The organism is Bradyrhizobium sp. Ec3.3, from assembly GCF_000472925.1.
Lineage (GTDB): Bacteria > Pseudomonadota > Alphaproteobacteria > Rhizobiales > Xanthobacteraceae > Bradyrhizobium.
This window is the reverse complement of the sequence record NZ_KI421477.1, coordinates 1-25,374: the sequence shown is the minus strand read 5'-3', so window position 1 is coordinate 25,374 and position 25,374 is coordinate 1. Positions and strand designations below refer to the sequence as shown.

The 25,374-nt window shown below is 63.6% G+C and carries 27 protein-coding genes and 1 pseudogene; 10 read left to right on the top strand and 18 right to left on the bottom strand.

Features of this window, described 5'->3' with window-relative positions; all coding sequences use genetic code 11:
- The 9 genes from YUU_RS54580 to YUU_RS0146055 all read right to left on the bottom strand — a co-directional run.
- Positions 1–1,064 (bottom strand): methylmalonyl-CoA mutase family protein (locus tag YUU_RS54580; RefSeq protein ID WP_035665303.1); only part of this gene is annotated, 1,064 nt, incomplete at its 3' end.
- Entirely contained in the window at positions 1,061–1,294 is a 234-nt protein-coding gene (locus YUU_RS0146090) for a hypothetical protein (protein WP_245288332.1), read from the bottom strand. The genes YUU_RS0146090 and YUU_RS54580, both read right to left, overlap by 4 nt.
- The gene (locus YUU_RS0146085) at positions 1,287–1,751 is read right to left on the bottom strand and encodes a GFA family protein (protein ID WP_027528145.1); all 465 of its coding nucleotides are present in this window, start codon (positions 1,749–1,751) and stop codon (positions 1,287–1,289) included. Before YUU_RS0146085 ends, YUU_RS0146090 begins: the two co-directional genes overlap by 8 nt.
- Positions 1,748–3,619, bottom strand: a complete 1,872-nt coding sequence (locus YUU_RS0146080) for a methylmalonyl-CoA mutase family protein (protein ID WP_027528144.1) — start codon at positions 3,617–3,619, stop codon at positions 1,748–1,750. The genes YUU_RS0146085 and YUU_RS0146080 overlap by 4 nt, the downstream gene beginning before the upstream one ends.
- Before the next feature lie 88 nt (positions 3,620–3,707).
- Positions 3,708–4,223 carry a 2-amino-4-hydroxy-6-hydroxymethyldihydropteridine diphosphokinase gene (gene folK, locus YUU_RS0146075; RefSeq protein WP_035665299.1) on the bottom strand — a complete coding sequence of 172 codons (516 nt, stop codon included), beginning with the start codon at positions 4,221–4,223 and terminating at the stop codon, positions 3,708–3,710.
- Between the two features lie 127 nt (positions 4,224–4,350).
- A complete protein-coding gene (folB, locus tag YUU_RS0146070; RefSeq protein WP_027528142.1) occupies positions 4,351–4,728 on the bottom strand; it encodes a dihydroneopterin aldolase in 378 nt (125 codons plus the stop codon).
- Complete coding sequence (gene folP / locus YUU_RS0146065) at positions 4,725–5,573, bottom strand: dihydropteroate synthase (RefSeq protein WP_027528141.1); 849 nt, start codon at positions 5,571–5,573, stop codon at positions 4,725–4,727. The genes folB and folP overlap by 4 nt, the downstream gene beginning before the upstream one ends.
- A 195-nt stretch (positions 5,574–5,768) precedes the next feature.
- The gene (locus YUU_RS0146060) at positions 5,769–6,176 is read right to left on the bottom strand and encodes a DUF4332 domain-containing protein (RefSeq protein WP_027528140.1); all 408 of its coding nucleotides are present in this window, start codon (positions 6,174–6,176) and stop codon (positions 5,769–5,771) included.
- A gap of 26 nt (positions 6,177–6,202) precedes the next feature.
- A complete protein-coding gene (locus YUU_RS0146055; RefSeq protein WP_027528139.1) occupies positions 6,203–6,568 on the bottom strand; it encodes a hypothetical protein in 366 nt (121 codons plus the stop codon).
- A 331-nt stretch (positions 6,569–6,899) separates the two neighbouring features.
- Here YUU_RS0146055 and YUU_RS0146050 point away from each other — a divergent pair, with 331 nt between their 5' ends.
- Together YUU_RS0146050 and YUU_RS0146045 are read left to right on the top strand one after the other, a co-directional pair.
- Complete coding sequence (locus YUU_RS0146050; protein ID WP_027528138.1) at positions 6,900–8,522, top strand: helicase HerA-like domain-containing protein; 1,623 nt, start codon at positions 6,900–6,902, stop codon at positions 8,520–8,522.
- A gap of 80 nt (positions 8,523–8,602) precedes the next feature.
- Positions 8,603–9,997: a M20/M25/M40 family metallo-hydrolase gene (locus YUU_RS0146045; protein WP_027528137.1), complete on the top strand. Its 1,395-nt coding sequence runs from the start codon at positions 8,603–8,605 to the stop codon at positions 9,995–9,997.
- Positions 9,998–10,201: 204 nt separating this feature from the next.
- On the opposite strand, the gene YUU_RS0146040 is transcribed toward YUU_RS0146045, so the two are convergent.
- Positions 10,202–10,981, bottom strand: a complete 780-nt coding sequence (locus tag YUU_RS0146040; RefSeq protein WP_027528136.1) for a class II aldolase/adducin family protein — start codon at positions 10,979–10,981, stop codon at positions 10,202–10,204.
- A gap of 180 nt (positions 10,982–11,161) precedes the next feature.
- A complete protein-coding gene (locus YUU_RS0146035; RefSeq protein WP_027528135.1) occupies positions 11,162–12,811 on the bottom strand; it encodes a glycosyltransferase family 39 protein in 1,650 nt (549 codons plus the stop codon).
- 312 nt (positions 12,812–13,123) lie between these two features.
- Here YUU_RS0146035 and YUU_RS0146030 point away from each other — a divergent pair, with 312 nt between their 5' ends.
- Both YUU_RS0146030 and YUU_RS0146025 read left to right on the top strand, forming a co-directional pair.
- The gene (locus YUU_RS0146030) at positions 13,124–13,984 is read left to right on the top strand and encodes a hypothetical protein (protein WP_027528134.1); all 861 of its coding nucleotides are present in this window, start codon (positions 13,124–13,126) and stop codon (positions 13,982–13,984) included.
- Between the two features lie 9 nt (positions 13,985–13,993).
- Entirely contained in the window at positions 13,994–14,407 is a 414-nt protein-coding gene (locus YUU_RS0146025) for a MucR family transcriptional regulator (protein WP_027528133.1), read from the top strand.
- 7 nt (positions 14,408–14,414) lie between these two features.
- On the opposite strand, the gene YUU_RS0146020 is transcribed toward YUU_RS0146025, so the two are convergent.
- Positions 14,415–14,843: a SufE family protein gene (locus tag YUU_RS0146020; RefSeq protein WP_027528132.1), complete on the bottom strand. Its 429-nt coding sequence runs from the start codon at positions 14,841–14,843 to the stop codon at positions 14,415–14,417.
- A gap of 68 nt (positions 14,844–14,911) precedes the next feature.
- Complete coding sequence (locus YUU_RS0146015) at positions 14,912–15,346, bottom strand: DUF5330 domain-containing protein (protein WP_027528131.1); 435 nt, start codon at positions 15,344–15,346, stop codon at positions 14,912–14,914.
- A 386-nt stretch (positions 15,347–15,732) separates the two neighbouring features.
- On the opposite strand from YUU_RS0146015, the gene YUU_RS0146010 reads away from it, so the two are divergent.
- From YUU_RS0146010 to YUU_RS0146000, 3 genes are read left to right on the top strand one after another with little or no spacing between them, the layout of a single operon-like run.
- A complete protein-coding gene (locus YUU_RS0146010; RefSeq protein ID WP_156944950.1) occupies positions 15,733–17,613 on the top strand; it encodes a PAS domain-containing sensor histidine kinase in 1,881 nt (626 codons plus the stop codon).
- A complete protein-coding gene (locus tag YUU_RS0146005; protein WP_027528129.1) occupies positions 17,606–18,322 on the top strand; it encodes a peptidoglycan-binding domain-containing protein in 717 nt (238 codons plus the stop codon). Before YUU_RS0146010 ends, YUU_RS0146005 begins: the two co-directional genes overlap by 8 nt.
- A 59-nt stretch (positions 18,323–18,381) precedes the next feature.
- On the top strand, positions 18,382–18,726 hold the full coding sequence (locus tag YUU_RS0146000) for a DUF1491 family protein (RefSeq protein WP_027528128.1): 345 nt from the start codon (positions 18,382–18,384) through the stop codon (positions 18,724–18,726).
- A 90-nt stretch (positions 18,727–18,816) separates the two neighbouring features.
- Here YUU_RS0146000 and YUU_RS0145995 read toward each other — a convergent pair whose 3' ends face one another.
- The gene (locus tag YUU_RS0145995; RefSeq protein WP_027528127.1) at positions 18,817–19,791 is read right to left on the bottom strand and encodes a DUF2336 domain-containing protein; all 975 of its coding nucleotides are present in this window, start codon (positions 19,789–19,791) and stop codon (positions 18,817–18,819) included.
- 251 nt (positions 19,792–20,042) lie between these two features.
- Here YUU_RS0145995 and YUU_RS0145990 point away from each other — a divergent pair, with 251 nt between their 5' ends.
- From YUU_RS0145990 to YUU_RS0145980, 3 genes are all read left to right on the top strand, one after another.
- Positions 20,043–20,231: a hypothetical protein gene (locus YUU_RS0145990; protein WP_027528126.1), complete on the top strand. Its 189-nt coding sequence runs from the start codon at positions 20,043–20,045 to the stop codon at positions 20,229–20,231.
- 18 nt (positions 20,232–20,249) lie between these two features.
- The gene (locus YUU_RS0145985; RefSeq protein ID WP_027528125.1) at positions 20,250–21,011 is read left to right on the top strand and encodes a hypothetical protein; all 762 of its coding nucleotides are present in this window, start codon (positions 20,250–20,252) and stop codon (positions 21,009–21,011) included.
- 358 nt (positions 21,012–21,369) lie between these two features.
- Positions 21,370–22,314 carry an AraC family transcriptional regulator gene (locus YUU_RS0145980; protein WP_027528124.1) on the top strand — a complete coding sequence of 315 codons (945 nt, stop codon included), beginning with the start codon at positions 21,370–21,372 and terminating at the stop codon, positions 22,312–22,314.
- A 387-nt stretch (positions 22,315–22,701) separates the two neighbouring features.
- Here YUU_RS0145980 and YUU_RS0145975 read toward each other — a convergent pair whose 3' ends face one another.
- The 4 genes and pseudogenes from YUU_RS0145975 to YUU_RS0145960 all read right to left on the bottom strand — a co-directional run.
- On the bottom strand, positions 22,702–23,295 hold the full coding sequence (locus tag YUU_RS0145975; RefSeq protein WP_027528123.1) for a hypothetical protein: 594 nt from the start codon (positions 23,293–23,295) through the stop codon (positions 22,702–22,704).
- A gap of 298 nt (positions 23,296–23,593) precedes the next feature.
- Complete coding sequence (locus YUU_RS0145970) at positions 23,594–24,289, bottom strand: glutathione S-transferase family protein (RefSeq protein WP_084802021.1); 696 nt, start codon at positions 24,287–24,289, stop codon at positions 23,594–23,596.
- Between the two features lie 27 nt (positions 24,290–24,316).
- Positions 24,317–24,898, bottom strand: coding sequence for a VOC family protein (locus YUU_RS0145965; protein ID WP_027528121.1), 582 nt, complete (start codon positions 24,896–24,898; stop codon positions 24,317–24,319).
- A 237-nt stretch (positions 24,899–25,135) separates the two neighbouring features.
- Positions 25,136–25,374 (bottom strand): annotated as a pseudogene (locus YUU_RS0145960) (IS701 family transposase); the annotation flags it as partial.

Sequence of the window (25,374 nt, the reverse complement as noted above, 5' to 3'; positions counted from 1 at the left end):
TTGGTGTGCAGCGACTGGGTGTGGCCTTGTGTCGCCGCCATCGCCTCCACCGTCGTGCGCATGACGTTGTTGAAGACGTCCTGCGCGGTCAGCGACCAGCCGGAGGTCTGGCAATGGGTACGCAGCGAGAGCGAACGCGGATCCCTGGGGTTGAACGGCTTGAGCAGCTTCGCCCAGAGCAGGCGCGCGGCGCGCATCTTGGCGACTTCCATGAAGAAGTTCATGCCGATCGCCCAGAAGAACGACAGGCGCGGCGCGAAGCGGTCGACGTCGAGCCCGGCAGCAAGGCCCGCACGCAGATATTCGACGCCGTCGGCGAGCGTATAGGCAAGCTCGAGATCCTGCGTCGCGCCGGCCTCCTGCATGTGATAGCCGGAGATCGAGATCGAATTGAACTTCGGCATCCTCGAGGAGGTGAAGGCGAAGATGTCGGAGATGATCCTCATCGATGGGCTCGGCGGATAGATGTAGGTGTTGCGCACCATGAATTCTTTTAAGATATCGTTCTGAATGGTGCCGGAGAGTTTTTCCGGCGGCACGCCCTGTTCTTCGGCCGCCACCACGAACAGTGCGAGGATCGGCAGCACCGCGCCGTTCATGGTCATGGACACGCTCATCCGGTCGAGCGGGATGCCGGCAAACAGCGTGCGCATGTCGTAGATGGAATCGATGGCGACACCGGCCATGCCGACGTCGCCGCCGACGCGCGGATGGTCGGAATCATAGCCGCGATGGGTCGCGAGATCGAAGGCGACCGAGAGGCCCTTCTGTCCGGCCGCGAGGTTGCGACGATAGAAGGCGTTGGAATCCTCCGCCGTGGAGAAGCCGGCATACTGCCTGACCGTCCACGGCTGGTTGACATACATGGTCGGGTAGGGGCCGCGCAGGTAGGGCGCGATGCCGGGGTACGTATCGAGGAAGTCGAGGCCGGCGAGATCGGCTTCGCCATAGGCGCTCTTCACCGGTATGCCCTCAGGGGTCAGCCATGGCTCGGCGCTTCCGGTCGGAGCGCCGGTTATGGTCCGCTCGAAGGCGACATCGGCGAAATTGGGAATGCGGCTCATCTCTTGGAGTCCTCAAAGCTGCGATGGTGCTCGATCAGCCTTTGCACATTCTTCTTGTAGACCGGATCGTCCAATCGGCTCTCAGTCATCACACCAGTTCCGCTCCAGAGCAGCCGCGCAAGCAGTGTTCCGAGCTTCCATTCCGCCAAACCTAGCAACGTCTCTCCGAACAACCGAAGCATGGTATAGCCTATCAGAGTTGCTGCCTCGACTCTTTCGCTCTCAATCATGATCCGGATGCTGATAGCTGACGATGGTCGCCATCTTCTCCGGCCCGTAATTCTGCTGCGTGGTCTGGCTTGGCAGGTTGGCGATTCCGACGACCCAACCGAGCCGGGATTCAGTTCCGTATTGCCGCGTCGGCACCACGTGATCCGGGCGGTCGAAGGCGCCGGTCATGATCTCGATCCGCTCGCCGTCGATGCGGCCGAAACTCAGCGGCGTGCCGCAAGCCGCGCAATAGCCGCGCTCGGCGATGGTGGAGGAGCGGAAGAACGACGGCTGTCCCTTGGTCCAGGAAAAGTCCGTCCTGTTGATATCGGCGAAGGAGGCGAACGGCGCGCCGCTCGCCTTCTGGCACATCCGGCAGTGGCAGATACTGATTTTGTTCGGCGCGGTCGTGGTCGCAAAGCGTACCGCGCCGCATTGGCAGCCGCCGGTGAGAACGGGTTTTTTCGTCTCGGTCATGCCTGCTCCATCCGTCGATAGGCGTCTTGCAGCATGGCCAGCGCATCGGCACCGGCGAAGATGAATCCGCTGACGCCGGCCGAGCGCAACGCGGTTTCGTTCTCGCCCGGCCGGCCTGCCAGATAGATATGCTTCGTATCAGCGCTTTGCAGGGCCTTGGCCGCAGCTTCTCCATGGGCCGCGTAGACCTTGTCGCTGGAACAAAGGCAGGCGAGCTCGGCGCCCGACGCCTTGAAGGCGGCTGCAAGCTTTGCCGGATCGGCAAAGCCCTCGCTGTCGACCGCCAAGATGCCGCCGGCTTCGAAGAAACTCTTTGCGAAGGTTGCGCGCGCGGTGAAATCGGCCGCCGTGCCGAGATTGGCCAGAAACACCTTTGGTCGCGCGCCGCTTGCCTTCAGCTTTGCGTCGGATTTGTCGCGCAGCGCCTCGAAAGGTTCCGCAAGGCGGATCGGCGCAAGCGGGTCGAATTTGAACTTTTGCTCGCCGTAGGGCGCAAGAGCGACGGGCGTCGCCGGCAGCAGGGCCACGTCGCTCTCTTGCAGGTTCGGAAACTCGCTCGCGCCAGTCAGCACGTCGCGGCGCTTTGCGATGTTGGTCTCGCGCGCCTTGCGCGTTGCGGCGACCTTGCCCTGGATCAGGCCTTGCTGAAGCGTGGCAAAGGCGCCGCCAGCTTTTTCGGTTTCCTGGAACAGCGCCCAGGCGGCCTCGCAAAGCTGCGCCGTGAGCGTCTCGATGCCGCCTGCGCCCGCGGCGGGATCGGCGACCTTTGCGAGATTGCTCTCCTCGATCAGCACGAGCTGCGTGTTGCGCGCCACGCGCCGTGCGAACGGATCGGGCAGGCCGAGCGCCAGCGTGTGCGGCAGCACCGTGATTGCGTTGGCGCCGGCGAGCCCCGCGGCGAATGTCGCCATGGTCGCGCGCAGCATGTTCACGTAGGGGTCGCGCTGCGTCAGCATGCGCCAGGCGGTGTCGGCCGTGATGAACAGCGGCTTCGGCGTCAAGCCGCAAGCCTGCTCGATGCGCGCCCACAATAGCCGCAGCGCGCGGAACTTTGCCATGGTCAGGAATTGGTCGGCGTCGGCCGCAAGCCGCGCATAGACCATGCCTTGGGCCTCCTCGAGCGGAACGCCGACGCCTTCGATCGCGCGCAAATACGCAACGCCGCAGGCGAGCACGAAGGCGAGCTCCTGCACCTCCGATCCGCCGGCATCATGGATCACGCGTCCATCTGCGGAGGCGAACGGTCCCTTGAAGCCGAGCGCTGCGAGGCCCTTGATCCCAGAGGTCACCGCGGGAACGATCTCCTCCCAGGCGTAGGGGCTGTGACCCCAGACCGCGCAGGCCGCGAGTGGATCGAGGCCAAAGCGGATGTCGCAGGCCGCAGGATCGATGCCCTTGCTCTTCACATATTCCGCAACATGGATCGCGGCCATCCGCGATTGCGGGCCGACCTGAAGCTCGATGCCGATGCCGGCATCGAGGTGAACATCCTTCAGAACCTTCGCGACCGCATCCGCCGTCGGTTCCAGGCCAAAGCCATGGCTGCCGTTGCCGCCGGCGAACACCAGCGCCAGACCCGTCGCGCCATTCTCGAGATCCGCGAGCGCCTGCGCGTTTGCCTGCGTTGCATCGGGATGGTCGATCCGCTGCATCACCTCCCAGGGCGCGGCCGCCGCCCGTCCCACCACGGCCGCGACATCCTTCGCGCGCGGGTAGAGCGGATCGATCTTCAAGCCATCATACGTCTTGCCGACGAGCTTTTCGAACGGCGCGCCCTTCAGCACGCCATCGACCAGCTTGCGCCAATCCTCGTAACTCGCCTGCGGGAAATCCGCCGCCAGCGGCAGATCGTCGGTCGCGGAGGTCATTCGGCAGGAAACTCCCGGAAAAATCCGTTTTCGTCGTTTGGGGGCGAAATTGCCACGGCCGGCCGCCCCTGCAAACGGTTGTTTTTGGTTAACCGGTATCCGGAAGCCGCACGATTCCTTGTGCTGAGACGCTGGCGAGGCCGTCGCGAACGCGGGTGCCGCCAATCATGCGGTCGGGCGCGATTTCGGCGAGCGGCACCAGCACGAAGGCGCGCTCGAACAGGCGCGGATGCGGCAGCGTCAGCTCCGGCGTTCGCAAGGACACATCGTCATAGGCGATCAGGTCGAGATCGAGTGTGCGCGGCCCCCAGCGCCGCTCCGTGGCCCGGGCACGGCCGAAGCTCTGCTCGACCTTTTGCAGCACGGATAGCAGCGCAAGCGGATCGAGCGCGGTCTCGATCGCGATGCAGGCGTTGATGAAGGGTGCCTGGTCCTCATCGCCCCAGGGCGGGGTGGAATAGTCGGACGAGCGCGCGAGCAGCTTTGCCTGCGCCATGCCGCAGATGTCCGGGATCGCGTCCTTGAAAGTCGCACGGACGTCGCCGACGTTGCCGCCCAGCGCGATGAGCGCGCTAGCGGACCGGATTTGACGTTCGCTCTCCATTTGCCGAGCTTCCTTCTGCGAACGTCAAATCCGGTCCGCTAGCAAACAATAAAGTTGCTAGTGGCCCTTTGATTCTGACATTCGCAAACGTGCCTCCGCGAGGGTGTGCGAATGTAGAATCGGGCCACTAGCCATGAGCCGGGTGCCGCGAGCGCGTCAGCACCACGCCGACGTCATCGAAGATGGCGGCGATCGGCGCATGCGGCTTGTGCACGGTAACCTTCACCGCACGGATGCGCGAAAAATGCGACAGGATGGCATCGGCCACTGCACCGGCCGCGCGCTCCAAGAGCTTGTAGTTGGTGTTCTTGAACGCGGCCGTCGTGGTCGCGACCACGTCGGCATAGGAGACGGTGTCAGCTAGCCGGTCAGTGCGCGAGGATTCCTGGAGGTCGGCGTAGAGCTCGAGGTCGATGACGAAGCGCTGGCCGACCTCGGTCTCATGCTCCATCACGCCGTGGCGGGCATGGATCACGAGGCCGGTGACGAAGATCGTATCGGTCATGGCTTGCTCTCGATGGCGGTGGCGACCCGCAGGGCTTGCAGGGTCTCGGCGACGTCATGGGTGCGGATGATCCGCGCGCCGCGCTGCGCGGCGATGAGATGGGCGGCGATCGAGCCGCCGAGCCGCTGCTGCGGCTCCGACGGAGATACCGATGCGATGAAGCGCTTGCGCGAGGCGCCGACCAGCACCGGCAGCCCGAAGGCGCTGAGCTCGTTGAGGCGCGCCAGTGCTGTCATGCTCTGGTCAGGCGTCTTGCCGAAGCCGATGCCGGGGTCGAGCACGATGTAGTCCTCAGGGATGCCTGCCTTCGCCGCGATGTCGAGCGAGCGCTGAAAGAACGCGGTCATGTCCTGCATGATCTCGATGGCAGGGTCGACGCTATCGCGGTTGTGCATCACGATGACGGGGATTTTTTTCGCCGCTACTACCGCCGCCATGCCGGCATCACGCTGCAGGCCCCAGACGTCGTTGGCGATCGCGACGCCCTGGTCCAGTGCGAAGGCCACGACCTCCGACTTCATGCTGTCGATCGAGACCGGCACGCCGAGCGCGACGATGTCGGCGAGGACAGGTTTTAGCCGCCGCAACTCCTCCTCCGCTGTGACCGGCTGGGCGCCCTTGTAGGGCCGGGTGGATTCCGCGCCGATGTCGATGATGTCGGCGCCATCGGCGATCATGGTGCGCGCCCGCGCCAGCGCCTCGTCGGGCGCGATGAATTGCCCACCGTCAGAGAAGGAATCCGGGGTGACGTTGAGCACGCCCATCACGGCCGGGACCGGCCTGGCCAGCAGCGTCTGCAGCCATGGGGCAGTGGACGGGGCTGGGTGCGAGGGCGAGGCGCTCATGCGGTCGCTTTGCGCGGTCGGGAACGGCGAGTCAAGACGGGAAGAGGAGGCGACCGTCATCCTGAGGTGCCGGAGCGAAGCGTTGGCCTCGAAGGATGAACGGCCCTGCTGCTGCATCTCGGCCGTTCATCCTTCGAGGCTCACGCAGCAGCGCAATTGCGCCGCTGCTCTCGCGCCTCAGGATGAAGGAATAAGCTAATACGAAATCTTCGGCGGCAGCTTGCGGGCCTTGGCGATGAGGTCGCCGACGGACTTCTCCGACGGCAGAACGCGGACCAGCTTCCGCTTCTCGTTCACCGCGCGCATGTTCTGCGCCAGCCGCGACGGGTTGCGATAGGCGAGCTCGCGGACGGTGGTGACGCCGGCGGCGCGGACGAGGTTGACCTTGGCCTTGCCCATTCCGGGAATGCGCATGTAGTCGGAGACGTTGGCCCATTCCAGGAGCTGCTGCTCGCTGATGCCGGTCCTGGCGGAGAGCGCCTTGCGACCCTTCAAGGTGCTGGCAGCTTCGAGCAGCGCGACGGTGGTGCGGATGCCCTGCGCCTTCAGCTTGCTGGCGGCGAAGGCCGACAGGCCCTCAATCTCGGAGATGGGATATGTCATGATGCTCGATATGAAGTGCGAAAGCCTCAGGCGAACTGGCTGAGGCCCGGCGTCCCCGCAATGATCTTGCCCATCTGATCCGCTCCGATTTTGTCTCGACCGAAACGAAAAAGTTCACGGGCGATCTTTTGAATATCGGACATGCCGAGACCAAGGCCCATCAGCCGGGTACCGACAGCCATCAGGCCGCCGCCCATCAGGCGCGACAGACCGCCGCCGCTTTGCGACGCGGCAATCGCGGCTTCGGCACCGGGAATGTGGTCGATCAGAGCCTGGACGCCGTCGGAAGGGCCTTCGTTGCGCAGAAAACCCAGGATAATGCCGATGGTTTTTTCAGCGACAGCACTATCGATGCCGGCGTTTGTCGCCAGCCGCCCGATCAGCTCGTCCATCTTGCCTGCCCCTCAGCCGGTTCAAGTCCGGAGTCTTTGCTTCTGAAAATGATCTTGAGCCGGTGCGTTAAGAATTACAAGCGACGAACGCATGAGCGGCGACGAATCGCGCGGGGAGTGTTGCAGCGATGCAAGAGCAAAAGATGGAATCCGCGAAAAATTGCCGCGGTGGGCACTTATCGTTCCGACTTTTGTCGAAGGATTAGGCGTCTCGCCTCCGATAATGTCGCATGTGCGCGCTTCGTGAAATGCGTTGACCCGTTCAATCGGCACCCAACATACGTTAAAGTACGGAACCTGCGATCGCACTCCCGCACCAAGGCAATCAGTAATGGCAGCACAAGACATCAAGCTCGGAGATACCGGCGACAAGATCTTTGTCGGCAAGGGAGATGAGACCGCCTGGCTGACGCTTGCGCTCGCCAACCGCCATGGCCTCGTCACCGGAGCAACCGGAACCGGCAAGACGGTGTCACTGCAAGTGATGGCGGAAGGATTTGCGCGCGCGGGTGTCCCGGTCTTCGCCGCCGATATCAAGGGCGACCTTTCGGGCATCTCCGAAGTGGGAGAGGCCAAGGATTTCATCGTCAAGCGCGCCGCTGACATGGGGCTGACGTTCCAGCCCGACCAGTTCTCGACGGTGTTTTGGGACGTCTTCGGCGAGCAGGGGCATCCCGTGCGCGCGACCGTCACCGAGATGGGCCCGCTTCTCTTGGCCCGCATGCTTGATCTCAACGACGTGCAGGAGGGTGTGCTCAACGTCGCCTTCCGCGTCGCCGACGACAATGGCCTGACCCTGATCGACATGAAGGACCTGCGGGCGTTGCTCGACGCCATCGTGCCCGACACGAGCAAGAAGGGGCCGGATGCCGGGGAAGATCCGCTGGCGCCGATCCGGAAAGCTGCCCAGGGTTTCGGCAACGTCACCAAGGCAACCGTTGGGACCATCCAGCGCCAGCTCCTGGTGTTGGAGAATCAGGGCGGCACGAAATTCTTCGGCGAGCCGGCGCTGACGCTGAAGGACTTCATGAAGACCGACCGCGACGGCCGCGGCATGATCAACATCCTGGTCGCGGACAAGCTGCTGCAGAGCCCACGGCTTTACGCGACATTCCTGTTGTGGATGCTGTCGGAGCTGTTCGAGGAGCTGCCCGAGGCGGGCGATCTGCCCAAGCCGAAGCTGGTGTTCTTCTTCGACGAGGCGCACCTTCTGTTCAACGACGCGCCCAAGGCGCTGATGGACAAGATCGAGCAGGTGGTCCGCCTGATCCGCTCCAAGGGCGTCGGCGTCTACTTCGTCACGCAAAACCCGATCGACGTGCCCGACCGGGTGCTTGGGCAGCTCGGCAACCGCGTGCAGCACGCGCTGCGCGCCTTCACCCCGCGCGACCAGAAGGCGGTCGCCGCCGCGGCGCAGACCTTCCGGCCCAATCCGAAACTCGACACCACCAAGGTGATCATGGAGCTCGGCAAGGGCGAGGCGCTGGTGTCCTTCCTCGAAGGCAACGGCACGCCTTCGATGGTCGAGCGGGTGATGATCCGTCCGCCCTCGGCGCGGATCGGGCCGATCACGCCGGAGGAGCGCAAGGCGATCATGGATGCAAGCCCGGTGAAGGGCAAATACGACACCGCGATCGATGCCGAATCCGCCTATGAGATCCTGCAAAAGCGCATCGCCGGCACGGCGGCGACGGCTGACGGCTCGGCGGGCGGAGGCGGGGGCGGCATCCTCGGCCAGATCGGCTCGATCGTCGGCACCATCTTCGGCACCAACACCGGGCGCGGCCGGCTCACCACCGGTCAGCGTGTCGTACGCGACGTGACGCGCACGGTCACGAATCAGGTGGTCGGCGGCGTTGTCGCCGATCTCGGCAAGTCGGTCGGCGGCCAGCTCGGCGGCTCGGTCGGCCGCGCCCTGGTGCGTGGCGCGCTGGGCGGATTGCTGCGACGCTGACGCACGGGTGTCTGGCTCGAAAGCCGCGGCGGCGCTAAAAGCAGCGCCTTGAGAACCACTGCAAGTCAGGAACGAAAACAATGTCCAATGCACAGCTCCAGTCCGTGCTCGATCACATCGACAAGGATTTCGACAACAGCCTGACGCGCCTGTTCGCGCTGCTGCGGATCAAGTCGATCTCGGCCGACCCGGCCTTTGCCAATGATTGCAAAGCGGCGGCCGAGCATCTCGCCAAGGACATCGCAAGCCTCGGCGTTGCAACGGAGGTCAGGCCGACCGCGGGCCATCCCGCCGTCGTCGGCAAGAGCAAGGCGAGCGGACGTCCGCACGTGCTGTTCTATGGACACTACGACGTGCAGCCGGTCGATCCGCTCGATCTCTGGCACCGTCCGCCATTCGAGCCCGTCGTCACCGATCATGCCGACGGCCGCAAGATCATCGTCGCGCGCGGCGCCGAGGACGACAAGGGGCAGGTGATGACCTTCGTCGAGGCCTGCCGCGCCTGGAAGACCGTGACGGGCTCGCTGCCCATCGACGTCACCTTCCTGATCGAAGGCGAGGAGGAGGTCGGCTCGAAGAACTTCGTGCCGTTCATCGAGGCCAACAAGGACGAGTTCAAGGCCGACTATGTGCTCGTCTGCGATACCGGCATGTGGGATCGCAACACGCCGGCGATCACGACGTCGCTGCGCGGCCTGCTCTATGAAGAGGTGAAGATCACCGCCGCCAACCGCGATCTGCATTCCGGCGTGTTCGGCGGCGCGGCGATGAACCCGATCCGCGTGCTGACGAAGATTTTGGGCGGGCTATTCGACGATGACGGCCGCATCACCATTCCCGGTTTTTATGACGGGGTGAAGGACCTGCCCGCGGATATTCTCGAGCAGTGGAAGAAGCTCAATCTGACGCCGGAGACGTTCCTCAAGCCGATCGGCCTGTCGATCCCGGCCGGCGAAAAGGGACGGCTGCTGATCGAGCAAGCCTCCTCGCGCCCAACCTGCGACGTCAACGGCATCTGGGGCGGCTACATCGGCGAAGGCTCCAAGACGGTGATCCCGTCACATGCCTCCGCGAAAGTCTCGTTCCGCCTGGTCGAAGGGCAGGATCCCGCGAGGATCCGCAAGGCCTTCCGCGACTACGTGTCGGCGCGCATTCCGGGCGACTGCAAGGTCGAGTTCGGCGACCATTCGGCTGCGCCCGCGATCGCGCTCGACTGGAACATGAAGCCGCTCGCCGCCGCCAAGAAGGCACTGACGGACGAATGGGGTAAGGAGACCGTGCTGATGGGCTCGGGCGCCTCGATCCCGATCGTCGCCGACTTCAAGCGCACGCTTGGGCTGGACTCGCTGCTCGTCGGCTTCGGCCTCGACGACGACAACATCCATTCGCCGAATGAAAAGTACGATCTGCAAAGCTTCCAGAAGGGCATTCGCTCCTGGGCCCGCATCCTCGCCGCGCTCGCGGAGGTGAAGTAGGCGCGGGGTGCGTAGGGTGGGCAAAGGCGCGAAGCGCCGTGCCCACCATCTTTCAAAGATTGCGACGGAAGAGGTGGGCACGCTTCGCTTTGCCCACCCTACGAAGTTACGCAAAATAAAAACGCCGCCCTGGATTGGGCGGCGTTTCATTCCAGAACGTGCAGAGGTCGTTCGCAGAAGATCCTACACGAATTTTCGCAAATCTCAAGTCCGGTAGCCCGGATTGACGCGGTCGAGCTTACGCAGCAGAGGCGGCCATACCAGATTGGTGGCGCGCAGCTCGGCGCGATCGCGGTTCGACAACAGCTCGGTGTTCTTCTCGATGGCGATCTCCTCGACCGGATAGACCGGCGTGCCGAGGGCACGCGTACGCACCTGCATCGAGCAGGCGCGCTCGAGATGGTACATGCGCTCGAACGCGGAGGCGACCGAGCGGCCGACCGTGAGCGTGCCGTGGTTGCGCAAGAGCATGTGGTTGTGGTCGCCGAGGTCCTTCTGGAGCCGCGGCCGCTCCTCGTGATCGAGCGCGATGCCTTCATAGTCGTGATAGGCGAGGTCGTGCGTGACGAGCTGCGCGGTCTGGTTCAGCGGCAACAATCCTTCCGCGCTGCTGGAGACCGCGGTGCCGTCGAGCGTGTGGAGGTGCAGCACGCAGATCGCGTCCTCGCGCACCTCATGGATCGCCGAATGGATGGTGAAGCCGGCGGGGTTGATGCTGTACTCGCTCTCGGTGAGCTGGTTGCCGTGCAGGTCGACCTTGACCAGGCTCGATGCGGTGATCTCGTCGAACATCAACCCGTAGGGGTTGATGAGGAAGTGATGCTCGGGGCCGGGCACGCGGGCTGAGATGTGGGTGTCGACCAGGTCGTCCCAGCCGTAGAGGGCGACGAGACGGTAGCAGGCGGCGAGATCGACCCGCTGTTGCCACTCGGCCTCCGTCATGTTCGACGGCGCTTCCTTCAGGCGCGCTTCCGCTGGTGACATGGCAAATCTCTCCGAACCTCGTTGTTGCGGAGCGGGAGCCTAGTCCTGCGAGGAAGTCGCAGCAAGGTAGCTATTGCGCGGCAGTCACGCGTAGCCCGCATGAGCGAAGCGACATGCGGGATTTCCATCCAGGTCCCCTGATATCGCTGCGCTCATCCGGCTACGGGAGATGATCCTGAACTACGGCGCCGGGATCGACAGCAGGCTGGAAATGCTGCGGCCGCGGATGTCGTAGACGCGGGCGAAGACCACGTCGTCGCGCTTGATCTCGACCATGACCGGCGCGGTGAGGCCCTTGCAGTAGAACTCGCCGAGCGTCATGGCGAAGTCTGCGGCATTGGAATCCCAGCCGATGGTGAAATCGGGACCGAGCGCGACCTGCGCGGGCCGCTGCGGGCCGCACACCGCGACCTTCCATTTGCGATTGCGCGGCGGGACTTCCTGCCGCTCGATGAGCTGCTCGCGCAGCTCGTCGGAGGCCTGCTTCAGGGCAAGGCCCCAATAGTCCAGCATGAAGCGGTCGTCGGCGGCGCGCACGGTGCCGGCGATATGGTTGAAGTGGGTGTATTGATAGGGATGCAGCCGGATCATCTCGGCGAGCGGCAGCGCGAGGCCGAAGCAGAAGGTGGCGAGCACGACCGGCTGCCAGGCGCGATGATTGGCCCGCAGACGCTCTATGGTCCAGGCTAAGGCGACGCCGCCCAGGACGGCCATCGGCGGAATGACGAAGACGAAGTGGCGGATGCCGTTGTAGAGCGCGGGCCGCTTCACCATCGCGATCACGAGCGGCAGCGTGGCTGCTAGCGTCAGCATCAACAGGATGGTCTTGCGGCGCGCCGGAACCTCGCGGCGCGGCAGGATGACCAGAGCGCCGACGACGGCGCCGATCATCAGCAACAGCATCACTTCGGGCAATTGCAGCGCGAACAGCGTCGGCAGATAGGACCAGGGCATGTCGGGCACGGACACCAGCGCGCCGTCGAACATCTCCTTCCAGGGCTTCTCGAAGAAATGCGAGAAGTAGGTCAGCGCCTGGAACGGATTGCCGGGCTCCATGATCGACCACGGCCAGATCAGGCCCATGATGAGATAGCCGAGCACGAGGCCGGGCAGCAGCACGTAGACGACATGGACGAAGCGGCGGATCGCTTCGCGGGTGCCTTCGACGCGCAGCTCTTCCAGGAACAGCGGCATGAAGCCGATCATCGCATAGACGAGCGAAAGGCCCCCGAGAATGCGCGTGCCGATCGAGAGGCCCGCGCCGAGGCCGACGATCAGAATCGTGCGCGGCGAGGGCTGCGGATATTCCTCGGCCAGTCGTACCAGGCCGAGCATCAGGATGGTCATCGCCACCGCGAAGGGCGCATCCTTCGGGTTCATGAACATGTGCCCGTAGAAGATCGGGCAGAGCGCGAGCAGCAGGAGTGCTGCGAGGCCGGCAAGCGGTCCGCCGACGCGGCGAGCGAGCCGCCAGGTCACCGCAAGCCCGATCACGCCGACGACGGCGCCGACGAGACGCCGGGTCTCGAACAGCTCGAGCGGCATGACCTTGTGCAGAAGCGCCGCGACCATGTCGAAGCCGCCGCCATACATGTAGAGATTGGCGAAGGAGAGCGCCGCGGTGTCCTTGAAGCCGGACCCGAACATGCGCAGCAGGAGGTCGGCATATTCGGCGTGGGTATAGTCGTCCCAGCCAAGCCCGTAGTCGCGGAAGGTCAGCCCCGCGATGACCGCGACCGCCGCCAGCACCAGCATGGCAAGGTCATCGCATGTCCGCTCAATCGAGCGCCCCAGAGGCGTGTCGATCGCCGAAGTGGTGATGGATGTCATGGCAATCGGTGACCCGGAATCCCCTCTCGGCCGTGCTGGCGCGCACGGCCCTTTTCCCCGGGAACCCTATAGCGCAGTTCCATTTCCAAGTAATTGCGCATTATGGCTAAATTCCTGATGCAACGCAGCAATTTCCGAATCCTGGAGTTTTGATAGAGCTAGCGAGATGTTGCTGAAGGGAATGTGAATAAGTCCCTGATTTCGCTATTTTAAGGAACGGCTAGGGCAATTGGTCGTTGGCGAGGCGTGCGATATGACGGTATCGTGGCGTAGGTGGTGTCGCGCGCTCATGCGCGGCCGGGGGTGAGTTCGATGACGCTGGCATTGCTGATCGCGGGGATTTTCGCCTTTGTGGCGGGTCTCCTCACGGTCCTCTGGGGCATCTCGCTCAAGGAATTCAGTCTCGGCAGTACTCTCATACTCAGCGGGACCATCGGCGTCTGCTCCGGGATGTTACTGATCGGCCTGTATGCTGTCGTGCAGGAGCTGAAGGGCATTGCCCGCCGGCTCGCCGCAACGACGCCACTGTCCGAGGTTCGGGTCAGGCCGGTGCTTCCGCCGGGCCTTGCGACTGCGGGCATGCCTGGGCCGGAAGCGGTTCCTGCCGAGGCCGCCAAGTTCGAGCCGTCGATGCCGGTATCTCCGGCTGCGCCGCCCCCCTGGCAGGATGAAGCAGCGGCGCGTACACGCGCCGAAGTGCCGCCGGTGCCGGAAGCGCCTGAAGCACCGCGCCGGCGCAATCTCTTGTTCGCTTCGACCTCGCGCAAGGAGCGCGAGCGCGCTCAGGCCAAGGCTGCGGAGGCCGCACCGGGTGAGGAGCATCCGGCGCCCGTGGCTGCCGAGCCTGCAGAGCCGCCGCCGGCGAGCTTCGACGATGCCTGGCCGAAGCCCGAACGCATGCGGCCGCCGGAGGCAACTCCGCCGCGCCGCCCGCCGCCCCCGCCGCTTCGTACACCCTCGACCTCTACGGAAGCCGCGCCGCCGCCGGCACCTGAGCCGCGTCCGGCGCCACCGTCCGAGCAGCCGGCTATCACCGTGCTCAAATCGGGCGTCGTCGACGGGATGGCCTATTCACTCTATTCCGACGGTTCGATCGAGGCGCAGATGCCCGAGGGCATGATGCGCTTCGCCTCGATCGACGAGCTGCGCACGCATCTCGACCAGCGGTCCTGAGGTCCATCCGTGTCAGAAGCGGCGGGCAAAAACTTCATCGAGCTGACGGCAAACATCGTCTCGGCGTATCTCAGCAACAATCCGACGCCGGCGGCCGAGATCCCGAACCTGATCAGCCAGGTGCATGGCGCGCTGGTGCGGGTCTCCGCGGGTCGGACCGAACCGCCGCTCGAGCCGGCCAAGCCCGCGGTATCGCTGAAGAAGTCGATCGCGCCGGACTATCTGGTGTGCCTCGAGGACGGCAAGCGCTTCAAGTCGCTGAAGCGCCATCTGCGCACCCAGTACAACATGACGCCGGAACAATATCGCGAGAAATGGGGCCTGCCGGCCGACTATCCCATGGTGGCGCCGAACTACGCGGTGGCGCGGTCGCAACTGGCGAAGAAAATGGGGCTGGGGCAGCAGCAGCGCAAACGCAAATAGCGTTGCGTCACGAGGCCTCGGCGAGCGCCTCGCGCGCATCGGTGCGGATGCGTTCGACCATTGAGCGCAGGCCGTTGGAGCGCTGCGGCGTCAGGTGCTCGCGAAAGCCGAACTCGTCGAACACCACGAGCGCGTCGGTCGCAAGAATCTCCTGCGGTGAGCGGTTGGAATAGAGCGAGAGCAGGATCGCCACCAGCCCGCGCACGATATGGGCGTCGCTATCGCCGCGATACTTCAGGACCGGCGTACCGTTCTCGCGATCGATCCGCTTGGACAGCCAGACTTGGCTGACGCAGCCCTGCACCTTGTTCGCGGCGGAGTGTTCCGCCTCCGGCATCGGTTCCAGGGAACGGCCGAGTTCGATGACGTACCGGTAGCGGTCGTCCCACTCGTCCAGAATCTCGAAATTGTCCCTGATTTCGTCGATCGTTGTCATGATGGCCCGTGTGTGATCTCACGGCCAATATAGGGACGCAAGGATGCGAAATCGATAGGGTTTGGGCCCTAATTCGCCGTTTCCGGCCCGCGCCATTCGAGCGCCAGGTCGTCCTGGGTCAGGGTGTCGCGCTGTGCCGTAGTCGGGTCGAGATCGGCTTCAGCCATGCTGCCGATCGAGCCGGTGTGGTCAGGCGCCTTCTTGTCGCTCTTGTCGTTCCTGCCGTTGGAAATCTGCTCCTTCTTGTCGTTGATGATCTGGTAGAGCTTGCGTGCCCCGTCCTGCGCCCGCTGACCGATGATGGTCGCGGCCTGTCCGCCGACCTCACAGGCCGCCGGCTGCCTCTTGCAGAACTGGCTCATGTCGGAGACGGCCGCAGTCGCAGCCGAGACGGCTTCGGCGGCGCCGACCTGCGGCAGCTTCTCCGATTCGGGAGTCTTGTCCCGCGGCAGAAGCACCAGCACCAGCCCGAGCCAGAATGTGATGCGGAGCAGAAAACGCATCGTGCGACCTTGCGTGTTAGATCCAGCCGGCGGCACCCCCGCGGGCCTTCGACCTAGCACCCCTCGATAAATCGCAAGTGATTGCGTTGAGCTTAATTCGGCGAAAATTTGTGTGAGATTTGAACGAATCGAACGGCTCGTAAATTTTCGATTGATGCCGGCTCGCGATCGCCCGTTTGCGCCCTTCCACCAATTCGAAACCATAAGGCGAGGGGGGCGGAAACCCCGCGTTCACCATCCGCGCGAATGAAACCGTCAAATCGCGTAAAATTTCCCACGATCACACGGTGTTCTGCCGCACGCGCCACCGCCTTAGCGTTCGTTTAATGTCACTCTGACACGGTGGCTCAACGATAAGGAGGCGTTCCGGCGCGTCTTTTCGATGCATGAGCCGAAGCGCGAGACCCGTGACAGTTTTGAGTATCATCCGCGATTGTCTCGATGCGCTGTTGCATCCCTCGGCGCGTTTTGACGCGCTGACGCGGGCACGCCATCGGGCTTTCATGGCCCCCAGGCTTCTCGGCAGCCTCGCCGCCTTTGCTGCATTCCCGATCTATCTCGCCATGCGCGGCGCACCCAGCGCGATCGAAGTCGCGGCTTTCGCCTGGCTGATCGCGCCAATTCTTCTGTCGTGGTTCCTTTCGCGCACCGGCCGCTATGAAGGCGCCCATGTGCTGTCGTCGCTGGCGCTCGCCGGACTAATCATGGCCGTGGCGGTAACCACGGGCGGCATCGAATCGTTTGCCGCAGTCTGGCTGGTCGTCGTTCCCTTGGAGGCTGCGCTGTCGGCCTCGCGCCGGGTAGCTGCCTTTGCCTCGGTGCTGGCGCTGTCCTGTGCGGCGCTCTTGATCCTGTCCGGTCATCTCGACTGGTTGCCGCTCGACCAGGCCAATGCGGCCGAACGCGGCATGTTCACCGCATTCGGCGTTGCGTCGGCGACGCTCTATGCGGCGGGTCTCGCTTTCGGCGCTGAATCGCTGGCCCGCACCAGCGTTGCGCTGCTGTCGCGCGAAGAGGAGCGCTACCGACTGCTGGCGCGCAATATGAGCGACGTCATCTCGCGGCATCAGCGCAACGGCGCAGTCCAGTTCATCTCGCCGGCGGTCGAAGCCATGCTCGGCCTGCCGGTCGCCCAGCTTACTGGTCACGGCCTATTTGACCGCGTCCATGTCGCCGACCGCCCGGCCTACCTCACTGCGCTGTCGGACGCCGCGCGGGGCGACGTGCGCAGCGCCGAATTCCGGCTGCGGCGGGAGATCGGCGGCAGCGAGCGCGGCCAGGTCGATTTCATCTGGGTCGAGATGCGCTGCCGGCCGCTTGACCAGGACTTGGTTGACAAGGACTTGGTCGACCAGGATTTGGGCCGCGGCGTGACGCGCGAGCCCGAGGTCGTCGCAGTGATGCGCGACATCACCGATCGCAAGATGCAGGAGCAGGCGCTCGATCAGGCCCGCAGCGCCGCGGAGGCGGCCGATGCCGCCAAGACGCGCTTCCTCGCCACCATGAGCCACGAGCTGCGCACGCCGCTCAACGCCATCATCGGCTTCTCCGAGATGATCGCGCAGGAACAGACCCTGATGTTAGGGGCGGCCCAGCGCAAGGAATACGCAGAGCTCATCAACGCTTCCGGCCAGCATCTGTTGTCGGTCGTCAACGGCATCCTCGACATGTCGAAGATGGAATCCGGCAAGTTCGAGATTTCGCCGGAACCGTTCGCGCCGCGCGCTGCGTTGTTGCATTGCTGCAATCTGCTCGCGCTGAAGGCGCGCGAGAACGGCATCGATCTCATCACCGATGCGCCGCAGGATCTGCCGGTGATGATCGGCGATCCGCGCGCCTTCAAGCAGATCGTGCTCAACCTCGTTTCGAACGCGATCAAGTTCACCGAGCGCGGAGGGCAGGTCACTGTTGCCGCCACGGTTTCGCCATCGCACCTCTTCCTTCGCATCAGTGACACCGGGGTCGGCATCGCGCCCGACGACTTGAAACGGATTGGCGCGCCGTTCTTCCAGGCCGGCAAGACCTATCAGCGTCGCCACGAAGGCACGGGTCTCGGATTGTCGATCGTGAAGAGCATCGTCGCCTTGCATCTCGGCGAGTTGACGATACAAAGCAAGCTCGGAGAGGGGACGGCCGTCACCATCAAGTTGCCGCTCGTCTGCGCGCCGTCACAAGGACGGCAAGCCGAAAGCAAGATTGCGACGCTGATGCCGCCGCCGCGCCATGATGTTCAGGACCAACCGGCTTTGGTGAAGAAAAGTGCCTAGAAAGTCTGCAAGGGACGAGGATGCTCCGCGCCGCCGTGGCGCCAAGGCGGCGGTCGTCGACGTCGAGACCGAGCGCAATCTCGCGATGCGGATCCTGCTGCACAGCCCCAAGGATACGCTCGCCGGCCTCGTGGCCTTTGCCGCGGTCAGTGCCATCGTCGCCAACGCGCTGTTCCTGCAAACCGGCCGCCATCCGGCTCCGATGTTCGGCACCGTGATCAATTTGCCGGCGCCGTCGGCCGCTGCATTGTCGAACCCGTTGCCGCGGCCGCGCCCGCTCGCGGCCGATTCACTGCCGCTCGAGCCGAAGCCGATGGAGTTCCGGGTCGCTGAGCCCAAGGCGGCAGAGAAGGCGCCGGCGCCCGAGAAGGCACCCGAGGCAACGGCCTCGACCTCGAGGTCTGCCGATCCTCTGACCAATCTCGTCAAGGCCACGGCGACGACGTCTCCGTCGCAGTCCGTCGTCGTCGCGCGACCGCCGGCGCCGATCCCGGCGCAGCAGAGCCCCGCAATGCGCCGCGTCGCCGCCGTGCAGCGCGCGCTCTCCGAATATGGCTACGGGCAATTGAAGGTGACCGGCTCGATCTCCGGCGAAACCCAGGCCGCGATCCAGAAATTCGAACGCGAGCACAAGATGCCGGTGACCGGTCAGGTGTCCGACCGGCTGTTGCGCGAGCTCGCGGCGGTGATCGGACATCCGGTCGAATAATCGCCGTCGCTTGCCGCTGACACTGGTGCTGCTTCCGCGGCTGGCCTATCGTCCTGTCCATGCGATTGAAATCGAACATATGGGTGGCAGCGTACTTGCGCCGCTGCCAGACCGAGGGCGTGTTCGGCGCGGTACGCCGGCGCGGCGCCGAGGAGGCCGGCGCGGTGTTCGTCAAGGTGTCGCTGCTTGACGGCAATGCGATGCTGTACGTGCCCGCGCCCCAGACCGTTTACCACGATGGCCGGCCGGTCGACCGCTTCTTCGTGCCGATGGCGCCGCAGCCTTTGCCGGAGCCTGCGGTCGAGGAACGGATCACCAAGGAAATCCGCTTCGATCCCGACGCCTGGATCGTCGAGACGGAGGATCGCGCCGGGCGGCATTTCCTGGAACTGGCGCGCGCGTGAAGATTAGAGTGTGACGACAGCCGGGGGTCACCTCTCCCTATGGGAGAGGTGACCCCCGGCTCGTACTGATTCAACCTAACCCGTCCCTCGCTAGCGCTCCGATCCGCCGGTGCCTGTCCGCATCGGCGGGATCGCGCCGGGCTGCACCGCGGGCCGCGGCTGGCTCGCGCCGCTGCGCGCACGCTGGCGTTCGCCGTCGTAGAGTGACGACTGATATTTTGCCCGCGTCACCGCGAGCGTCGAGCCGCGCCAGGCGGCGAGCATCACAAGTGCCGAGCGATCGCTGAGGCGGTCATAGAGCCGCGACAGCCGGTAGACGGTATTCACCGAGGTCCCGATCTCCGGCTTGAAGAACAGGAGGATGCGCTGGAAGTTGGGGCTCGGCATGTCGAGCGCGCGCGCGGCGACCGCAAGCGCTTCCCCACCGGCATCATCCACGATCTGCGCGGCAACGCGCGAGGGCAGGATCAGGCTCTCGCCGAGTTCCAGCGTGAAGCTCTCGGTGTCCTCGGCATAGGCCGCCCACTCCAGCGTCTGGATGGCGCGCGTGGCGCGGGCGGTCGGAATGCGGGGCGCAGCCTTCAGGGGAGTCTGCGCGAGATTGTGCAGGATCAGTGCGCGCTCCGAGGCCGTGGCGCGGAAGAACATGTCGTGGATCTCGGCGGCGTCCTTTGGTTGCATCGCCATGTTCGCGGACATCCGCAGCTCCGCATCGGTCGGCAGGCGGGGGGGCGCGGACGCGGCGGGCGGGGCGGGGATTTCGCGCGCCAGCGGAATCCGCCGGCCCTCATCCGCGGGCAGGAGCCCAAGCTTCTGCATGATCTGGGCGGGTGTTGCCGGATAGATCGCAAGACGGGCCTTGACCGCGGCGCGCGTCGCATCGTCGACCTGGTCGATCAGCCGCGAGGCGAGCTCGACGAATTGCCGCTCCTCGTCGCCGCTATGGCTCTTCGCCTGCACATAAAGGTCGGTCAGCACGCGCAGGAGCGTGGGGCGAATATCGACGCCTTCGCGACGGGAGAGGGTGATGAGCCCGTCGAATGCTGGAAATAGCGGCTTGGTCATGAGGCGTACGCAACTCGAGAAAAATCGTCCGCGTCAGCCTATCGCGGGTTGTTTTAAAGGCTCGTTAAGGAAAACGAGGTGTGAACCGGTGCTGCAGTTTCAGCAGTTGTCGTGCCGCAACGGGACGGCGCGTCTGACCCGTGCGGTTACGGTCCGGCCGGCACGTTTACACCCCGTTAACCATGTGCTGATCTTAATGGCACCCATGTTGTGAGGACCGTTCGGTCGCGCGGCAATAGAAGAGAGCTGACATGGGGACCATCATTGAATTTCCGGCCGATCGCCGGCTGGGCTCATCAGGGGATGTCGCTCCGCTCGCAGAGATGGGGACGGTGTTGATCCTTCCCGTGATCCGCATCGAGCGTGAATCGGACGAGACCACCGGCGGTCGTGGGCCGGAAGAGGGCACTGCGCCGGGGCGCCGCCGCCGGCGTCGCTAATCATCCGGCTGTCGTGCAATGCCGGACCCACACCACAAGATCCGGTGTTTCGCGTCGGCCCTGCTGCTCGCGCTGACCGGCGCGACGCTCGGCGCCTGTAGCGGCGGCGATTTCGGCCGCACCCGCGAAGACATGCGCAGCGACGACATGCACCGTTGGCTGGGTGCCGAGGTGACGGGCAGCCTTGGTCTCAAGGCTTCGCAATTCCAGCTCACCGACGAGGAGCGCCAGCTTCGCGACCTCGCCTATCCCATGATCGAGCCGCCGTTGTCCCGTCCCGCCTGGAAGAGCGTGTTCGGCGACTACAAGGCGCTGCCCTCGCCCTGGCAGCAGAAGGTGGTGTTCGACCGCACCATGTACGGCCGCACCCTGATCGACGAGCCACACCGCTCGCATTCCTCGCGCTATGCGCAGCTCATCGATGACGTGCGCAATGACATCACGCGTTTCGAGCCGTTCTTCGCCAGTGCGATCCGCGTCATCGATCTCGACAAGAAGCGCAATGCCAGCATGGCGCGCGTCTCCGAACTGTCGCCAAGAGAGAAGGCGGACGCGGTCGCGCGCATGCAGGAGAACTCGCTGATCGTCCAGTGGGTGCAGCAATGCCTGGAGCAGCGCGTCTCGTCCTATCGCTGGGCGCTGGAGCGGCTGGTGATCCAGGCGCCCGACGGCATGGCGGCGGATGCCGACCGCCTGATCGGCGAACTCGCCGCGCAGACCGCCAATCCGCCGGTCGCCGCCCAGCCGCCCTACGGCCGCGCAGTGGCCGTGCGCGGCTGACCAGGTCGTGCACCGTGATCGGGGTGCTGGGTCAAGCCTGATGTCTGCTTATCCGCCAATAGCGGTACGATAGCGGACATCGCCGGAGGTCACAGAAAGGCCATCGGCAGAAGTCGGCATTGGTGTCGCAGAAGGCCCGGCTGTCGACGCAAACCGGCTCATTCTGAAAACGCCTAAGAGGCGCAATCTGAGATTTGTGGGCCACCTTAGAGCTACCGCTTCGCCTCACAATAAAGTGCGGTTTACGTCTCCCTAATTCTAGACCTCCGCACTGGGATACCGGATAATGACCGCGGACCTCACGGGCTGCCGTGGGAATGCGCTGCCAGGCCAAATCTTGCAGACAAGGCCCCTCCATATGAAGCCGACGGGTTTCTACGGTCAGAATGCCAGGCAGTACTTCGACCTCGAGCATGAACCGCTGTCGTTGATTACGCGTTCGCTGCGCAACGCCGATATCGCCGTCACTGAAGTCCGGGATGATGCCCCGACGCGGAGTCTTTCCGGCGGGATGGTCCTTGAGGATTCCTATGTTGTCAGCCTGATACTTAGCGATTATCCGGATTGCGAGCAGCGGGAACTCGGCACGCCTGCCGTCAAGAACAACATCCATGCGGGCGCAACCTACCTGTACGACATGAAGAAGAATCCGAGATTCGTGATCGACAAGCCATGCCACTCCCTCCATTTCTATCTTCCGCGCTCGGCGCTCGACGGCATCGCTGAGCAGTCCGGCGCACCGCGTGTTGGTGAACTCCCCTCTCAACTTGGCGCCGGCCATGACGACCCGGTCATCCGTCATATCGGTGGAGCGCTCCTGCAAGCGCTGCGTCAGCCGGCTGAGATCAACCGGCTCTTCATCGATTACACGATGCTCGCATTTACCGCGCACGTCGCGCAAACCTATGGGGGGCTGCGAACCATCCGCACGCTGGCCCGCGGCGGTCTCGCCCCATGGCAGGCCAAACAAGCCTGTGAAAAGCTTGACGCCGATCTCGGAGGTACTCTTTCATTACAACAGATCGCAGCCGAGTTTGGCCTGTCGGTCAGCCATTTTTCGCGCGCGTTTCGCGCCTCAACCGGCCTGCCGCCGCACCAATGGCTGCTTCGCCAGCGCGTGAAAGCGGCCCAGAAGCTGATGACCGTGCCTGACTTGCCGCTGGCCGAGATTGCGATATCAGCCGGATTCGCCAATCAGAGCCACATGACAAAGGTCTTTTCGGCCTTGGTCGGCGTGGGCCCGGCGACATGGCGTCGCGAGGTGCTCGGTGTCAGGGACAGCGTGGCACGACCGTCCGGCTAGTGGCAGGGAGGTGGCAGCGACGCGGCGGCCGAGTTAGCTCAGGGTCATCCGCGACTGAGCCGGGCAGTGCTCGCTATCAATCAATGTCCGCTTCGGTCCCGATAACGCCCGCATTTGTGCAGAAGCAGCAAATGACGCGAGGGGCCAGAGGCGGTCATGCGCTAGCCGCCGCGCGGGGGCTCATTCGGGCAACCCCGCTTTACTCAGGCCCTCGATCAACAGCTTCGCCTTTGATTGCCCGCCGGTGTGTGCAATGCAATCGGGGTTGGGGCATTCTTGACCGAGCCAGTCGGTCCTGCCTGCCAATTGATGTCCGCTTTTACCTTGAAGCGAGCTGATTATTGCACGCACGCGAAATGACGCGAAGGGCCAGATCCGGACACGTGCTTATGGGCCCTGTACCATCATGGTCGGCTTCTCCAGCAGGGAAAAGTCCGAGCCCTCGCAGCTAACATATGGGTTGGTAGGGGCAAACATGCCGAGCGGATTGTCCTTGAACAACCAGGCATGCAGATCATAATGCACAAACTCCTTCGGAATGAGCGGTTCGTGTCCCTCCATTGGGCCCATGAAGGGTTGGCCGAAGAGAGAGGGCCGCTGCTTGGCGTCTGCCGTTAAAGGCACAAGCCACTCAACAGCCACCAGCTTCAGTTCCTTGCCTACGGGCTCGTAGATCAGAACATTGGGCTTCATCGGATCAGGAGCGCCTTGTACCGTGAGATTGACAAAGTGTACGCCCATGGCGCCTTTGGGATATTCCATGTGATGAGGTATTTTCTCGCCAGAATAGTGTACACAGCCCACAGTCGACAGGTAGAGGTCACGCACGGCTACTCTATAATCCTGGTATTTTTCCAGCGACTTGCGCAACGCATCGAGCTGAGCTTTGTAGGGCTCCTCCGCTGCGACGGGCCTGAGTGCTGCACCGATAAAGATAAAGCTTAGCGCGGCGACGAAAATAGAACGCGCAAGTTTGCTCATGTTTTCCTCCCAGCGTCTCATCAAAGCGGCGTGCTGTCGGCAGAACAGAAACAATTCCTCTTTCGTCTCAGCCAAGACTGAAACCGATCGCCGCCGATACATTGTCTTTTCTGGTTCGTCCACGTTCCAAAGATTGAGGTCGCCGACCTGTGGGGCTACTACAATCCGGAAGAATTGGCCGCGCGACACGAGAAATGCTTGTAAATCGGCGCCGAAGCATGACCCCTCCAACGTCAAGTGGATCATCGACTTATCGTACCGATCGGCATCGAGAACCCCACGCCGATTAACAGCTTTGTTATTTCTTCTGCGATTTCACATAGGCGATATAGCCGCGTACGTCGGCCGCAGGTTCCGAATAGGCCTTGCCCAGAGATTTCTCGATCGCTGCCATGTAGGTTGTGGCCCAAGAAGGCAGCGGATAATCGACCACTGCAAGAAACTCGAGGGTCGCTGCGAGTCGGATATCGGCGATCGAGGGCGCGGCGCCGCCGATGAACGACTTTCCATCCATAAAGAACTTGTGAAACACCTCGAGCGGCTCGGCAACCGCGGCAATCGCGGCCTTCTGTGCCGCCTCCTTCGCGGACGCATCGGCGTCGCTTGCGCCCACTTCACCCGGATACTGCGGGAAGCCGAGTGCCGGATAGGTAGCTCGCGCGACCAGGGGATAGAGCGTGCCGATGAGATAAAACATGGCGCTGTCGACCATGGCGCGCTGCTCGGCGGTCTTCGAATACAATGTGGTGATCTCATGCTTGTTGCAGAGATACTGCATGATGGCGCAGCTCTCCCACATTCCGCCCTTCGGCAATTCCTTCGTCTCCAGCATCGGCGTCATGTGTGCGGGGTTTTTCTGCAGGAATTCCGGCGTACGTGTCTTGCCGTAAACATCCTCTTCCGTGAACTCCAGATCGGCTGCACGGACAAAGACGCGCACTGCCATGTTGTTTACACTCGGCTTCAGCACGTTCAGGTTCATGGCCTCCTCCATTTGCAATCTCGGCCCTGCCGAAGACGCTCAATATGGGTTCTTTGGTGCCCTGTCGGTGGAGAGCGACGCGTTACGTCGCGCAACCAGCGCCTCGATGGCATCGGCGAGATGAACCTCGACAATGTTGCGATCTCCGCGGGAGACGCGGATCTTATGGGCCTCCATAAGCACATCCACATGCGTATAGCCGTTCGGCGGTTCAAATCGGTAACACGCAAGCTCGATCAGAAGGCCCATCGGGTCGGTGAAATAGATGGAATCCATGAAGCCCCTGTCCTTGGCGCCAGTATGTTTGATCTTGCGTTCGTCCAGGCGCTTGATCGCCTGCGAGAAGGTGGCGCGTGAGACGGCAAAGGCGATGTGATGCACGCAGCCGGGCTCCGTCGGCGTCCGGCGGGGATCGGGCTTACGATGCTCGTCGGTGAAGACCGTAATGAGCCTTCCATCGCCCGGATCAAAATAAAGATGGCTCTCGGACGCGTTGTCGAGATTGGGTTGCTCAAACACGAAGGGCATACCGAGCACGCCCTCCCAGAAATCGATCGACGTTTGGCGGTTGGCGCCCGTCAGCGTGATGTGGTGAACACCCTGGCTCTGAAGCTTTTGCATGGTGGAATGCTCCACAAGCTTGGACTCTACCATACCGTGGTGCCACCTGCACACCAAGCTCTGCAGCCATTTGATTCCAAAGAGCAGGCGATCTCCAGGGCCGGAACTCCTCAAACGAGGCTTGCGCGGCAACCGGATCTTGCGGGAGGTGGCGCTGCGTCGCCGCTCCCGGTGAAAGAGTCCGCTGCTTAGCACTACTCTGGCAGTTTAGTTTTGCCTGGGTCGACGAGGAGTTTCTCACAGTGCGGGCATCGCCGGGGTGGAGGCTGAGCGAAGAGCTCGAGGATGGCTTGCCTGACGGCCGGCATGCTCGGCTGTGGCGGTGGTCCCGCGATTCTTTTTTTTTCGTCCCGCTGCTTTAAGGCGGCGGGATTGGAGGAAGGCGTAGGCGATCATGGTCATCAAGGCGTGTCGGTGTAAGCCCGTCCAGGATCTCCCTTCGAAGTGGTCGAGGCCAAGCTCCTCCTTGAGCTGCT